The organism is Piscibacillus salipiscarius (assembly GCF_042685285.1).
GTDB lineage: Bacteria > Bacillota > Bacilli > Bacillales > Alkalibacillaceae > Piscibacillus > Piscibacillus salipiscarius.
The window spans coordinates 37,034-51,994 of the sequence record NZ_JBHUMZ010000019.1 but is presented as its reverse complement, the minus strand read 5'-3'; the positions used below and the strand labels follow the sequence as shown (position 1 = coordinate 51,994).

The following is a 14,961-nucleotide window of genomic DNA, read 5'->3' as shown; positions in this document are numbered from 1 at the left end:
TCAGTTAACAATTTATTAAATTTTAGGGGGTAGAATGATGAAGAAATTTTTAGCATTCTCAATTTTTGCAATGCTGTTAATGGTTTTAGCAGCGTGTGGTGGGGATAGCTCATCAGAAGGAGATTCAAGTGATTCGGAATCTGAAGGTGGATCTGAGGAAGCTTCAGGCGAAAGTAATGGAGAATTCACGCCATCAGAATCTATTGAAATTGTTGCTCCAGCAGGCGCTGGTGGTGGTTGGGATACAACAGCTCGTATGGCTGCCCAAACATTAACGGAAGAAGGTATTATTGAACAAGATATGGGAGTTGTGAATAAAGAAGGTGCTGGTGGTGCGATTGGCTGGGCTTACATGGCTGAGCAGGCAGGAAGCAATCACAACTTATTCGTATCATCTTCTCCAATTTTACTAGTACCATTAAATGGTCAATCTGAATATGGTCATGAAGACTTTACTCCAATTGCAAATGTGATTGCAGACTATGGTGCGTTTGCGGTTGCTAAAGATGCTAAATGGGATAACTTAAATGAGCTTTTTGAAGATATGAAAGAAGATCCATCAAGTGTAACAGTAGTTGGTACATCTTCTCCTGGTAGTATGGACCACATTCAGTTCGTACGCTTTGCGAAAGCAGCGGGAGTAGACATTACAAAAATTAAATACGTATCTGCTCCAGATGCTGGCGGTGTAACGCAAGTATTAAACGGTAGTGCCGACGTATTCTCAACAGGTGTTGCGGAAGTAGCAGAACAAGTACGTGCAGATAAACTTAAGGTTCTAGCCGTTACTTCAGAAGAGCGTTTAGAAGGTGAAGTTCTTTCTACGTTCCCAACAGCTAAAGAGCAAGGCATTGATGAAACGTTTGTGAACTGGAGAGGTTTCTTCGGTCCTGCTGACATGGACCCAGCAGCGGTTAAATACTATGAACAGAAATTTAAAGAATTAAGTGAATCAGAAGCATTCGCTGAAATTCGTTCTAACTATGGTTGGAATGAAATGTTCATGGGAAGCGAAGAGTACAAGAAGTTTCTAGATGAAGAAAAACAAAATCTTAAGTCATTATTAGATGAACTTGGCTTAACAAAATAATCGCATTCATAGAAGTCAACGGGAGACCCGTTGGCTTCTGAATGTTTTTACGTATAGATTGAGAGGAGGGGTTTCATTGTTTAAAGGGGTTAACCGCAAGATTGGTTTGATATTGTTCTTGCTTTCAGCAGGTTATCTATATATGGCGCATCAGCTTCCAACCTATCCATACATCCCTGTTGATGCGGATGCAATACCTAAAGCGTTGGGGTGGACGTTATTAGTTCTATCTATTGCGTTATTTTTCTCTAAAGACAATGATTCAGAAGAACAAAAAGCAAAACGGAAAATTCCTAAACAAGATGTCTTAGTCTTACTAGGCGTACTTGTCTTGTTATTACTTTATATAGCTTTATTTGAAATCCTAGGATTTATTGTGGTTACAGCATTATTTGTGTTTTTCTGTACTTGGTTCTTAGGTTATAAAAAACACATTTCAAATGCTATTGTATCTATTTTATTCCCTATATTCTTATACAGTATATTTGTTTATTTACTACAGATTAGACTTCCACAAGGAATATTACCAATTTAAGAGAGGAGGGGTTATATGGGAGCGATCGATGGGATTTTAACAGGTTTTGAAGTTGCCTTTAGCTGGCAAGGAATACTATTCGTTTTACTAGGGGTATTTGTTGGTACGTTTATCGGAATGTTACCAGGGCTTGGCCCAATCAGTGCAATTGCTATTATGATTCCAATTACGTATGGTATGGACCCTTCACTTGCGCTCGTGATGATGGCAGGTGTGTATTATGGTGCTGTCTTTGGTGGTTCAACATCTTCCATTTTATTAAATGCACCAGGAATATCAGGTACGGTTGCCTCATCCTTTGATGGGTATCCGATGGCGCAACAAGGAAAAGCAGGTAAAGCTCTTGCTATTGCTGCGATTTCTTCTTTTGCTGGTGGTACGATCAGTGTTGTGTTACTGATGATTTTTGCACCAATGCTTGCAAGTGTTGCCGTCTCGTTCGGACCACCTGCTTATTTTGCATTAATGTTACTTGGTCTAACAGCGATTTCAAGTTTATCAGAAGGATCTACAGTAAAAGCTTTAATTTCTGCAGTTGTCGGTTTTATGATTGCGACAATTGGTATTGACCCACAAACAGGGACATCTAGATTTACATTTGATAGTGCCAATCTATTAGATGGTATTGACTTCTTAGTGATTGCATTAGGTTTATTTGCTATTGCTGAAGTGTGTTATCTAGTCATGAACCGTCATAAGTCACTTGGTGGCTCTGGTAAAGATATTGGTAGTTTAAAGATTTCTAAGAGTGATGCCAAAGAAATGAGCGGCCCAATTGGTAGACACTCATTCTTAGGATTTATTCTAGGTATTTTACCTGGTGCAGGTGCAACTATCGCATCATTTATTAGTTATATCACTGAAAAAAGAATTTCGAAAAAGCCAGAGGAGTTTGGTAAAGGTGCCGTTAAAGGATTAGCAGCACCCGAGACTTCCAATAATGCCGCAACAAGTGGTGCCTTTGTTCCACTGTTAAGTTTAGGTATTCCAGGGTCCGGTACGACGGCTGTTATGCTCGGAGCATTCTTAGTATTAGGTCTTCAACCAGGCCCAATGTTAATGGGCGACCGTCCAGAGGTCTTCTGGGGAATTATAGCAAGTATGTATATCGGTAATGTTTTTTTACTTGTATTAAACTTACCGTTAATTCCTTACATTGCTAGAATTTTAACGATACCGCGCCCGATGTTAATTTCATTAGTTTTAATGTTTAGCTTGATCGGTGTATATGCCATTAGCTTTAGTGTATTTGACTTATATTTATTAGTTGCATTTGGTGTACTAGGGTTTGTCATGCGAATGTTTGCGTTCCCAGCTCCTCCGTTTATTCTAGCGTTTATTTTAGGAGGTATGATGGAGCAGTCATTCCGTCAGGCGATGACCATTTCAAACGGATCGATTTCGATTTTATTTGAAGACCCTATTTCACTGTCACTCATTATTTTATCTGTATTATCATTTGCATTCCCGATTGTTAAAGGTATTTTAAACAAAAGAAAAGCTTAACTAAAGGTTGTTAGCTATGAAAAGATTGTGGATTTGGCTCGGTAGTGTGTCTTTATTAGTCTATTTAATAATGACGTTAGATTTTTTCCAATCACTATCACAGGACCAACAATTTACTTTAATCATACTAGGTTTAGCCATTTATTTATGGACAGTTGCACCTATTCCATCCGGAGCATCTAGTATTCTAATATTAGCTCTAATGATTGGTTTAGGTGTAGTTGAACAAGATGAAGATGCATTCCGGGGGTTTTTGTCCCCGGCTCTTTATTTTATTGTATTATTGTCTTTAATCAGTCAAGTTTTAGTCAAAGTACAATTTGACCAAGTGGTCGCCCAGCTTTTTCAAAAAATAAGTAAAGGTAAGGTGCAACGTATACTAATTGGCCTACCACTATTACTATTAGTGCTACCGATCTTCTTACCTTCAGCTATGGCTCGTTATAAGCTTTTATACCCCTTAGTTTCAAAAATAAATGATTTGTACCGTTATAAGTCAGATAGTTTGTTCAAGAAGTTCGGTTTGTATATTATTAGTTTCTTTAATCAGCATGCCACGCTCATTATTTTTACAGGTGGTGGCTTTTCTGTGTTTGCCTACCAGTTGATGGTTGAGTATGGTGTGGGCAGACTAAGCTGGTTAGAGTGGTTTACGTTACTTTCCATTCCGTTGTGGACAGCGATGATTTTATCGGCAATTGTTGTTTTTATTTTTCTAAAATGGAAAACAAATGAGTCAGTGATGGTGAACGCATCTATTATCCAGAATCAAAACCAAGAGAAAGTGAACAAACATCAGCAGTTTAGGCCAACGATTACAGCATTCTTTATCATGATTATCGCTTGGTTAATCACGGATCCAAATGTGGTTCCAATCATTATACCGCCTATGCTCCTTTTTGTGTTTTTGTCATTGCCTCAAATAGGCTTAGTTGATTCACGATTAATTAAGGATTTTGATTGGGAAAGCTTCTTACTGCTAGGAACATCTTTTTCATTAGGGTTAGTTTTATCTGATAATGGAACAGCACAGTTAATTGCTGAAGGGTTAAGTGCCCTTATGCCAACAGATGCACAGGCGTTATGGTTAGTGATTTGCGTCGTATTTTTTATTTGGATTTTAAGGTTGCTATTTACTAACTCATCCTCTGCTATTGCGGTTGTATTTCCAATTATGATTTCGTACGCGGAAATCATTCATGTATCTCCGCTGGCCTTATCGGCACTAATGGTAATGGTAATCGGTGGGACGCTCATTATTCCCATTCATTCTCCATCAACTTTTTATGCTAGCTTAGAAGGTGTATTAACAAAATCTGAAATGATCATGACTGGAATCATATCAAGTATTATGATGTCTGTGGTTGCTATCGCTGCTGTCTTCTTATATTGGTAAATGACCTTTACGCGATTTTCGTGTAAAGGTTTTTTTCTTAAATGACCATCTATATTGAAATGAATTATAGGGTATAAGTACATACTAAGAATAAATAATTATATAGGTGGTTCGTTATGGTACATGAGTTTAATGACGTATTTATTCAGATATTAATTTTGTTAACGATCAGCATTGCAGTGTCTATCCTGGCAACGAAGTTTAAACAGCCCTACAGCATTGCCCTCGTCATTGTCGGTTTGTTAATTGGGCTTATGCACCTTCCTGGAATCGAAGAGGCACAGGAGTTTATTACTCAGTCGGCTGTTTTTCAGGTTGTGATTATTTCTATTTTTCTTCCAACACTTTTAGGTGAAGCAACACTGAATCTACCCTTTTCAGATTTAAAAGAAAACAAAAAACCAATCTTCACGCTTGCTTTCGTAGGGACCTTTATATCAAGCTTACTGATTGGTTCAGGCGTATATTTTTTATTAGATTTACCATTAGTGGTCGCCTTTACGTTTGCTGCCTTAATGAGTGCAACGGACCCGATCAGTGTATTATCAATCTTTAAATCATTAGGTGTCACGAAGAAATTAACCACCATTATTGAAGGGGAATCCTTGTTTAACGATGGGATTGCGGTGGTGTTATTTACGATTGCCTCGGTTTACCTGTTAGATTACATCAACATGGGTTGGGCTGGCCTAGGTGAAGGCACGTTATTATTTCTTAAGTTCGCTTTGGGTGGCTTAATTATCGGCGCGGCATTTGGATTATTAGCTTCTCGCGCTGTAAGCTTCATTGATAATTACCCGATGGAAATTACGCTTTCCATGCTGTTGTTTTTCGGTAGTTATTTCACTGCAGAAATGATTCATGTAAGTGGTGTGATTGCCGTTGTAATATCGGGACTTGTTTTTGGTAATTATGGTGGAAACATCGGAATGAGTCCTGTGACGAAGTTAAACATCAACACGTTTTGGAGCGTTATTGCTTTTATCGCAAATTCAATTATATTTTTGATGGTTGGACTCGAAATTAATCAAATTGATTTAACTGGAAAATGGGGCATGGTGTTGCTTGGTATTTTAATTGTCATTGCCTCACGCGCCATTGCGGTCTATACAAGTTTGTCATTTATTAAAGATTTTCCTTTAAAATTTAAGCACGCCTTGAATTGGGGCGGACTTAAAGGTAGCTTATCGATTGCTTTAGCGCTAAGTTTACCTACTGATTTTGATGGTCGTGAAGACATTTTAGTGCTGACGTTAAGCGCTGTTCTGTTTTCATTAATTGTTCAAGGGTTAACGATTAAGCCACTTATTAAGATGGTTGGAATTATTCAAAAAGATGAAGGTGTTAAAGATTACGAAGAGGTCATTGCGAGCATATATCGTTACGAAACGGCTATTCACGATTGGGAAGATATGCAACGCAAATCGTTCATTACCCGTGAGGAGTTAGAAGAGCTAAAGAATAACTATCAGGAGAAGTTGAAGAAACTTTATGAACAGCTTGAACAACTTTATGAGCAATACCCTGAGATTAAGATTAAACATATTCGAAGTGCTAAGCGTGATGCCCTATATAAAGAATATCAGTCTGTTAAAGAGTTGGTCAGACGAGAGATGATCTCTGATGATGTGGGATCTAAGCATATGAGTAATATTATTGATGAGATTGAAACGGTTGAGTCAAAAATGAATACAGATCATTAAACTCAAAAGCTTCTACGCAAAGAATGCGTGGAAGCTTTTTTCATTAGTGTTGTTTTAATGAGCGGCTTTCCTCTCTTTATAAATGATAATCAGACTTATATGAACGTAACTTCTTCTCTTATAAACGGGTATCTGCTTTTTATGAACGGCTTTTTTACTTTTATGAACGTAAGTCCCTTCTATAGAGAAAAGTTTTTGAAACTTTACTCTGAACAAACCGTAATACTTGTTGGAATACAAAAATTGGGGAGAGGTGTTTTCTTGAGTCAGGTTGCATTAGAACTTAAAAATGTTAAAAAGACAATCGGCAAAAAAGAGATTATTAAAGGGCTCGATTTAACCATCAATCAAGGTGAAGTATACGGGTTTATCGGTCCGAACGGTGCAGGTAAGACGACTACTATTCGTATGGTAGTAGGTCTGATGAAACTGTCAGGTGGAGATATCAAAATTCTTGGAAAGAGTATTCAATCAGAATACAAAGAAGCGGCAAAGAATATCGGTGCCATAGTCGAAAACCCTGAGTTATATCCGTTTATGACTGGGTGGCAGAATTTAATGCACTACGCTCGTATGTATGAAGGGATTACGAAAGAGCGTATTAAAGAAGTCGTATCGCTTGTGGGGCTAGAGAAGGTCATAAACGATAAAGTTGGGAAGTATTCTTTAGGGATGCGTCAACGTCTCGGAGTTGCTCAGGCAATTTTACATAAACCGGCTTTATTAATTTTGGATGAGCCTACAAATGGACTTGACCCAGCAGGTATTCGTGAAATTCGTGATTACATACGTGATTTAGCAGTTAAGGACAATGTGGCCGTTATGATTTCGAGCCATTTGCTTTCAGAAATTGAACTCATGTGTGATCGAATTGGCATTATCCAGCAGGGAGAAATCATTCAAGAAAGATCAGTTCGTGGTGACGATGAAGCAGAAGATGCAGGTCTAAAAGTAATTCTTGACGTGGAACAAAGTGTGCAGGCAGAGGAAATATTAAAAGAATCAGGGCTTACGGTTGAAAAGGAATCAGACAAACTGATTGTAGAATTAAACCGAAAGGACATTCCAAACGTCGTGAAGCAGTTAATTGAAAATGAGATATTAGTTTATGGAGTAACACCAGTTAAAGCAACATTAGAAGATCAATTCTTAGAACTGACGGGAGGTAATGTCATTGGGTAAGTTTTTTGGTTTGTTAAGAAATGAATTAATTAAAACATATATACGTAAATCAACTTGGGTGATGTACGGCGTGATCTTAGCGTTAATAATTGGTTCAGGCGTCCTAACAACGATTTTTGATGATGTTATAACAACTAGCTATTCAGACAACTGGCAAGAAGAGCTAACGCAAGAGAATGAGGAGCTGAAGCAAGAAGCTGAAGAAGTAGGATTTGAAGGAATGTATTCATCCCAAATAGCTAAAAACAATTACTATTTAGAAAATGATATTAGACCAACTGGATTTAAAGCGTGGCAATTCACGTTAGATAATGCAATGTTAGCTTCATTGATTAGTTTATTTACGATTATTATTGGAGCAGGTATTGTCTCAAGTGAATTTAAGTGGGGGACGATAAAGCTTTTACTCATCCGTCCAATATCCAGAACGATGATTTTATTTACGAAGTTTATGGCAGTACTATTATTTGCATTAGCCACACTCGTTACAACTATATTGTCATCAATTATTGTAGGTGGCATATTCTTCGGATTTGAAGGTATGAATCCTCACTTCGTAACAGAAACAGCAGATGGATTACAATATGTTTCTGTCGTTGGGGAAGTGTTTTCAACATATGGCTATAGCATGGTCAATTTAGTTATGATGACGGCATTTGCCTTTATGATTTCAACTTTATTTAGAAATAGTTCACTTGCAATTGGACTTGCGATCTTCTTAATGTTTAGCGGTAACATGATTGTAGGGGCTTTACAACGTTATGACTTTGCGAAATTTATTCTATTTGCAAATACAGATTTAAAACAATACGAAACAGGCAATGTGATGTTTGAAGGTATGACATTAGGTTTCTCTATAGCTGTCTTGATTGCATACCTCGTCATATTCTTAGCTGTGTCATGGTTCTCATTTAATAAACGAGACGTAGCTGGGCAATAATTCTTACAACTCAAAAGGAGCTGGCCCGGATGTGGGTCAGCTCCTTAACTTTATAATTCAACATTAGGTCCGAAGAATTCATAATTGATTTGTTCGTCTGGTACATTCCAGTCAGATAAGCTTTGTTTAACCACTTTCATAAAGCCTTCAGGACCACAGAAGTAGAAGTCACAGTCATTACTTGGAATGATCTCTTTCATCCAATTTAAATTGACATAGCCTTCAAGGTCATACTGATCATCAGCAAGTGGTTCGCTGTAACAAGTAAATGATTGTACTTGAAGATGCTCATTTGAGATGTTTTGAACTTCTTTCCTCAATCCATGAACTGCACTATTTTGAGCTGCATGAATGTAATAAACGGGTCTGTTTGGCTGCTTTCGGACAACCGTATTGAGCATGCTTAACATCGGAGTTTGACCAACGCCGCCGCTTAATAGAACAAGAGGTTTTTCACTGGTTGTATCTAAGTAAAAATCACCACCAGGAGCACTTATTGGAAGGACATCACCTTCTTCAACCTGATTGTGAAGATAATTACTTACAACACCCTCAGGATTGTCGTCAATGCTATCCTCGCGCTTAACACTGATTCTAAAGTAATCTTTTCCAGGTGCATCTGACATGCTATATTGACGTAAGTGTGTGTAAGGCTCTCCAGGGATGTCAGCTTTCACTGTAATGTAATTTCCTGGCTTAAACTCGGGTAAAAGGCCTTGGTCTTCAGGTTTTAGATAAAATGATGTAATCACATCACTTTCTTTAACCTTTTTCTCAACTGTAAAGTTTCTGAATCCAGTCCAGCCTCCTGTTTGGCTACTGACTTCATGATACATTTCTTGTTCAACGTCAATAAAGACATCCGCGATCACACCGTAAGCTTTTTCCCATGCTGTCATGATGTCATCAGTTGCTGCGTCACCGAGCGTGTCTTTAATCGCTTGTAATAAATTTTCTCCGACGATCGGATAATGTTCAGGTTTAATGTTCAAGCTACGGTGCTTATGCGCAATCTGTTTAACAACTGGAACAATCGCCTCTAACTGGTCGATGTACTGAGCAGCTGCATAAACTGTGTTCGCAAGTGCTTTAGGCTGACGTCCTTTGCGCTGATTGGTTTGGTTAAAAATGTTTTTAAGTTCAGGATGGTTTTGAAACAGTAATTGATAAAAACGAGTTGTAATCGCTTCACCATGTTCTGCTAAAACAGGTACCGTTGCTTTTACCGTATCAATTGTTTTTTGATCCAACGCTGGTTTTTCTTGTGTCGTAATCATCATCAACACTCCTTATGAGTTAAAAGATGTATTTTTTCTACATCTTTATTGTAAAATAAAAAGGAGTATTATAAATGCATCTTTTATGACAATATTTTTAAAGAAATATCTCAATTTGATGAACATCAATCTGGTGCGGTAAAATAGATAAGATGACAAAAACATAAGGAGCGTTCATATGCGTCTAAAAAAATATACAGACTATGCTCTTAGAGTTTTGATATATGTAAATTCTAAAGAAGAGGGAGAGCTTGCGAGTATTAAAGAAATCTCAGAGACATTTGGGATCTCTCAAAATCATTTGAGTAAAATTGTGTATCAACTCGGTCAATGTGAGTTGCTTCAAACGATAAGAGGTCGTAACGGCGGCATAGCATTATCAAAGGCACCTGAAAAGATTAACATCGGCCATGTGGTTCGCATGATGGAAGATGATTTTGCGATGATGGAATGCTTTGACCGTGATGCCAATAGTTGTGTCATCACGCCATCTTGTAAGCTGAAACATGTGCTTAACGATGCTCTAATAGCATTTTTAAAAGTGCTTGATCAATACACGTTAAAAGATTTAACTGCCAATAAAGATGAACTTAGGGTCTTAATGGACATGAGTTCATAGCCTCAAATCCCTCGCAGCACTGTGGGGGAATTTTTTTGTTTAAGTATAAATTTCCATAGTTAGCTCAAATTATAAAGGTCAGAATTTTTTCATGACCGGGGGTTTAGCTGTGAGTTACCAGGAATATTGGACGAAAATCAAAAGTTTATATCAAGAATTAGATCAAGTTACAAACAGCTACTGGGACAATCACTCATCATTCGGTGATTGGCAGTTCTGGGCAGTGGTAGCTATAACAATCGTTCCACTATTGTTACTAATTAGATTTGTTGATCAGGAACGTTTATTTGAAGTGTTCTTTTTTGGTTTTGCCGTCCATATCATGTGGAATTATGCAGGAGACGTACTTGAACTGAAGCGATATTTTATTCATACATATTTTCTAACCCCAATGTTACCATCGATTTTTAATATGGCAGCATCAGCTTTACCTGTCGCATTTTTGTTAGTGTATCAGTATTGCACAAAACACAATAAAAATTTCTATATTTGGATTACAGTAGCAAGTGCCATTTTCGCATTCGGAATTGCTCACTTGGAAAGGATATTAGGACTTGTAGAGTTTGGTAGAGGATTTAATTCCTTTTACTTGCTATTAGTGGACTTAGCCGTTGTATTACCAGCCTATTGGTTCACGTGGTTTTTAGTTCATGTTAAGAAAAAATCAAAACAAAGTTAGATAAAAATACCTACTAACGGAAGCCTTTACTACTCCATTAGTAGGTATTTTAAAATTTAGTATTACGAAATTTAAATGTTGTGGTATATTTGTATATGCAAACTAAATTAATGAATTATTAGTTGCTTCAATCTCCTCTTGAATACGTTGGAGTACTTTTTCACAATTGGATAAGTATTTCGTATGATTAATAAGTTTAAAAATCTGAATAGCTAATTCAATATGTTCTTTTGCTATACTAAAGTTCTTTAATCTCCTTTGTGCATTACCGATTAAAAAGTGGAACTGCCCATATCCATCAAGTGATTGTCTCTTTTTACAATGACTAATGCCATTTTCGGAATATTGAATGGTTTTTTTATAATCTTCTTGAAAATAGCTAATTCTAGCTAAATTAAAATTTATTAAAGTAACTAACTTTTCATCGTGTAAATATGGTAATTTTTCAATTGCGTCTTTAGCATCTTCGTATAACTCAAATGCTCTATTAAAATTTTTTCTGTCTGTATGAAGGTTGGCTTTGTTAATCAGAATGTGTATTTCTCTCTCGGAATAAGATTTTTTACTAGTATTACTAAGCATAAGGGCTTCATCAAGTAGTTTTTCTGAGTCTTCAAAGTTATCATAGATGTATCGAGTACATAAGGCTTTATGCCACAAAATAAACTGTTTAAACTTTTTATTATTCATTAGAGGTGTTTTTTCTTCCCGAGATAATAATTCTTCTAGTTTTTCAAATTCATCTTTCTGAACTAATTCTCGTGCTTCGAGCTCCACTTCTAAGGCGTAGTCGACACGTGAGTTGTAAGTAGAGTCGTAAAAGTAGTTAATGTCTACCCCAAGTCGTTCTGCGATCTCAAATAAAATATCTGCAGCGATTGATAATGAACCGTTTTCAATCTTACTTATATAGGCTTGGGTACATATTCCTTCGCACAATTCTTTTTGAGTTATTTTGAAATATCTTCTTAATTCGTATATTCTTTTTCCTATCTCTTCACGAGGATCCATCTAATTTCTCCCTCCAAAAGTTTGAAATATTCCAATGTTTATATTTTTTGAGAAAATCGAAGAAAATCAAAGAAAAACTAATCTGTACTAGCCTAAATCAGCTCTCATCCCAAATCCAAAGACTTTTATTTTCTGATAATATCTAATTATAAAATAAAGTTGAGGTTTGGGGGAGGTGAAACACATGAAAAAATTATTAGGAATCGCGGTGATCACTGCTCTAATCGTTGGATTCTCATTAAACGTAAGCGCAGCTGGTGACCTTAATGACGCTGCAATGCAAGTTGAATTACTCGGAAAAGGTAATGGTGAAGATGATTTAGGAGCAATGGATTAATCACCACATTACTTACTTAACTCAAAAGCATTTCCTTATTAAGTCGTCCATATTTTTATTCGTCCATAATTTTATATGCTACCAGAAATTCTTCTCTAGATTTTTGGTAGCACTTTTTTTTCATCATACTTGAAAATGTTACAATATAAAAGGTGCAATTTTCCAAAGTGTCGTAAAATAGGCCTATATATCCAAGTGTACATACCAAAATTTCTAGCAATAATCTATTGAAATAGTTTAAAAGTCTTACGATCGGGAGGCTCTTATGATGGGTGAAAAAGAATTATTAGAAGAAAGAGTGTTGAGCCCAGAAGAGTTTGTGTCTGGTTATCAATATATAACGGAATACTTAAAGGAAGGTCTTCCGTTATGCGATGTATTAAAACGTGCGTTAAAGTACTTTGAGGATCAGTTTGTGGATTCTTACTGTACAATTATGCTGTTAAACTCGAAACGCACCGAATTTGTGAACGGAGCGGCCTATACCCTACCAGATGACATGTTGGAGAATTTTTTGCACATTAGGTTATTTGATGGACTGGGTACTTGTGGGACGGCGGCTGTTCGGGGCGAGCTAATGGTTTCACCAAATGTTTATAACGACAAGACGTGGAGGTCATTTGCAAATGTTGTGCAGCCTTATGGCCTAAAGTCTTGTTGGTCAGTACCTGTGTATAAACCAGGAACATCTCATATTATTGCGGTGTTTGGGGTTTATTCCAAGTATAGTCGTTATCCATCGCAACGAGAATTAGACACATTATCGGCTTACAATGAATTATTGGGTCTCATTATCTCTAACTATAAAATAGATGATGACGGTGAAATCGAACCATTAAACAATCATCAGCAAGAAGAGGTTGATTCTAAAACGTTATATGCAGAATCGATTAAGAAGGGCTTAGAAAATGGGAATATTTATCCGTACTATCAGCCTGTATTAACTTCAGATGGTGAAGAATTGCATGGTGTGGAAGCGTTGGCTCGCTGGGAACATCCTGAGAAAGGGCTTGTGCCGCCGATTGATTTTATTGATCATGCAGAAGAGTATGATTTTATTGATTGGTTAGATGAAGTGATCTGCCGCAGGGCTTGTAAAGATATGAAAGAGTTAATGGATCAGACCGGAAAAAGGTTTATGTTGTCTGTTAATATTTCAGCTGTGCATATTCGTAAGCAAGATTTTGCTGATCGTATAGAGGCAATACTGTATGAAACTGGTTTTCCAGCTGAATACTTAGCAATTGAAATTACTGAAACATCATTAATTGATAATTTATCGGATGTCGCTGTGACATTTCAGCAGCTTAAGAACTTAGGTGTGAAAATCGCGATTGACGATTTCGGAACGACCTATTCATCTCTTAATTATCTAAAATACCTTCCAGTCGACACAATCAAACTGGATAAGACGTTTATTCATGATGTGGATAAAAGTCCAATTGACAGGCGGATTTGTAAAACCATAATCCAGCTTGGTAGTGATTTAGATTTAAATGTGGTCGCTGAGGGTGTTGAGTGTGATCAACATTTATCTATTATCCAAGACTTCGGCTGTCATATTTATCAAGGATACTATTTCAGTAAACCGTTAACATTAGACGGTTGGAAAACTTATCTTGAACAATTTTAATCCCCCTAATCACCATATAGATTTAGCTGCCCAACCTGGGCGGCTATTTTTGTTTATAAAGGTTTTTATTGATTCTTATAGAATTTATTAAGATAGGTATTAGTGAAAGGAGGAGGTGCTGTTGGCGACTGCCATTAAAGAAAAGTCCATGATTCATAAATTCACTGGTGAGAAAATTACATTCTTAGAATCAAGCCAAGATACAAATGGTGAATATGAGTATGTTGAAATGTTATTACCACCTAATGGTGAGGGGCAGCCCTTACACTATCATAAACATTTTGAAGAGCAATTTGAGGTGTTAGAAGGTAAATTGAAGGTTGTTAAGGGAAGTCATTCGACCATTTTAGAAGCTGGGAAAAAGTTGCTCATTCCAAAGGAAACCAATCATGTGTTCATAAATGCATCAAGCGAAGAACCAGTTAAGTTTCGGATTAGAATGACACCTGCTCATCATTTTGAACAGTCGATGCGAATTTTGTACGGACTCATGGAAGATGATAAAACAGATGAGAAGGGTTTTCCGAATGACCGTATTCATATCGCGCTTATCCTGGAGATGCAGGATTCTCATGTTGTTGAATTACCATTTATATTAAAATTATTACTGAAATGGTTGGCTAAAAAGGGTAGGAAAAAAGGGATCGATCAAGAGCTTATCAATAGGTATGCTCATCAGTAGTTATAGCGGGACAGTTTTAATAATATAGAGTAGGGAAAACTCTTAGTAGGAGGTGGATGATGATGGAAAAGTTAACTGATGAACAAATCAAGCAAGAACTCGATCAGCTTCCTGACTGGAAGTTAGTAGATGACATTTGGGTTCGCCGCCGCTATAAGTTTAAGGATTATTTAAACGGAATTGAGTTTGTCCGAAAAGTGGCTGAATATGCTGAAGGCAAGAACCACCACCCGAACATTGCGATTGACTATAAGGTTGTTACACTTAAAATTTCATCATGGTCAATGCGCGGATGACGGACCTAGACTTTGAGATGGTTCACCATTTTGATAAATTGTATAACGAACAGGAAAAATAGCCACCAAGCGTTT

The 14,961-nt window shown here is 37.0% G+C and carries 15 protein-coding genes; 13 read left to right on the top strand and 2 right to left on the bottom strand.

Translation table 11 applies throughout. The features are described from left to right. Window positions 1–37: 37 nt before the first annotated feature. From ACFSW4_RS07170 to ACFSW4_RS07140, 7 genes are all read left to right on the top strand, one after another. Window positions 38–1,090, top strand: a complete 1,053-nt coding sequence (locus ACFSW4_RS07170; protein ID WP_377328367.1) for a tripartite tricarboxylate transporter substrate binding protein — start codon at window positions 38–40, stop codon at window positions 1,088–1,090. A gap of 76 nt (window positions 1,091–1,166) precedes the next feature. Continuing rightward, a complete protein-coding gene (locus ACFSW4_RS07165) occupies window positions 1,167–1,625 on the top strand; it encodes a tripartite tricarboxylate transporter TctB family protein (RefSeq protein WP_377328365.1) in 459 nt (152 codons plus the stop codon). A gap of 15 nt (window positions 1,626–1,640) precedes the next feature. Next, complete coding sequence (locus tag ACFSW4_RS07160; protein WP_377328363.1) at window positions 1,641–3,131, top strand: tripartite tricarboxylate transporter permease; 1,491 nt, start codon at window positions 1,641–1,643, stop codon at window positions 3,129–3,131. A 16-nt stretch (window positions 3,132–3,147) separates the two neighbouring features. Beyond that, window positions 3,148–4,527, top strand: a complete 1,380-nt coding sequence (locus ACFSW4_RS07155; protein ID WP_377328361.1) for an SLC13 family permease — start codon at window positions 3,148–3,150, stop codon at window positions 4,525–4,527. 116 nt (window positions 4,528–4,643) lie between these two features. Beyond that, on the top strand, window positions 4,644–6,230 hold the full coding sequence (locus ACFSW4_RS07150) for a cation:proton antiporter (RefSeq protein ID WP_377328359.1): 1,587 nt from the start codon (window positions 4,644–4,646) through the stop codon (window positions 6,228–6,230). 261 nt (window positions 6,231–6,491) lie between these two features. After that, the gene (locus ACFSW4_RS07145; protein WP_377328357.1) at window positions 6,492–7,412 is read left to right on the top strand and encodes an ABC transporter ATP-binding protein; all 921 of its coding nucleotides are present in this window, start codon (window positions 6,492–6,494) and stop codon (window positions 7,410–7,412) included. Then, window positions 7,405–8,352: an ABC transporter permease gene (locus ACFSW4_RS07140; RefSeq protein ID WP_377328355.1), complete on the top strand. Its 948-nt coding sequence runs from the start codon at window positions 7,405–7,407 to the stop codon at window positions 8,350–8,352. Before ACFSW4_RS07145 ends, ACFSW4_RS07140 begins: the two co-directional genes overlap by 8 nt. A gap of 50 nt (window positions 8,353–8,402) precedes the next feature. Here ACFSW4_RS07140 and hmpA read toward each other — a convergent pair whose 3' ends face one another. Further along, on the bottom strand, window positions 8,403–9,629 hold the full coding sequence (gene hmpA, locus ACFSW4_RS07135; protein ID WP_377328353.1) for an NO-inducible flavohemoprotein: 1,227 nt from the start codon (window positions 9,627–9,629) through the stop codon (window positions 8,403–8,405). A 178-nt stretch (window positions 9,630–9,807) separates the two neighbouring features. Here hmpA and ACFSW4_RS07130 point away from each other — a divergent pair, with 178 nt between their 5' ends. After that, a complete protein-coding gene (locus ACFSW4_RS07130) occupies window positions 9,808–10,248 on the top strand; it encodes an Rrf2 family transcriptional regulator (protein ID WP_377328351.1) in 441 nt (146 codons plus the stop codon). Window positions 10,249–10,357: 109 nt separating this feature from the next. Next, window positions 10,358–10,927 (top strand): hypothetical protein, encoded by a 570-nt coding sequence (locus ACFSW4_RS07125; protein WP_377328349.1) that lies wholly within the window; start codon window positions 10,358–10,360, stop codon window positions 10,925–10,927. 102 nt (window positions 10,928–11,029) lie between these two features. Here the strand turns inward: ACFSW4_RS07125 and ACFSW4_RS07120 are convergent, their stop codons facing one another. Beyond that, entirely contained in the window at window positions 11,030–11,938 is a 909-nt protein-coding gene (locus ACFSW4_RS07120) for a helix-turn-helix domain-containing protein (RefSeq protein ID WP_377328347.1), read from the bottom strand. A gap of 184 nt (window positions 11,939–12,122) precedes the next feature. Between ACFSW4_RS07120 and ACFSW4_RS07115 the strand changes: the two genes are divergently transcribed. The 4 genes from ACFSW4_RS07115 to ACFSW4_RS07100 all read left to right on the top strand — a co-directional run bounded on the left by ACFSW4_RS07115 (window position 12,123) and on the right by ACFSW4_RS07100 (window position 14,886). Beyond that, window positions 12,123–12,275, top strand: a complete 153-nt coding sequence (locus ACFSW4_RS07115; protein WP_279401367.1) for a hypothetical protein — start codon at window positions 12,123–12,125, stop codon at window positions 12,273–12,275. Between the two features lie 268 nt (window positions 12,276–12,543). Beyond that, window positions 12,544–13,908 carry a sensor domain-containing phosphodiesterase gene (locus tag ACFSW4_RS07110; protein ID WP_377328345.1) on the top strand — a complete coding sequence of 455 codons (1,365 nt, stop codon included), beginning with the start codon at window positions 12,544–12,546 and terminating at the stop codon, window positions 13,906–13,908. A gap of 121 nt (window positions 13,909–14,029) precedes the next feature. Further along, window positions 14,030–14,590, top strand: coding sequence for a cupin domain-containing protein (locus ACFSW4_RS07105; protein ID WP_377328343.1), 561 nt, complete (start codon window positions 14,030–14,032; stop codon window positions 14,588–14,590). Between the two features lie 62 nt (window positions 14,591–14,652). After that, window positions 14,653–14,886 carry a 4a-hydroxytetrahydrobiopterin dehydratase gene (locus ACFSW4_RS07100; protein WP_279401365.1) on the top strand — a complete coding sequence of 78 codons (234 nt, stop codon included), beginning with the start codon at window positions 14,653–14,655 and terminating at the stop codon, window positions 14,884–14,886. The last annotated feature ends 75 nt before the right edge of the window (window positions 14,887–14,961 follow it).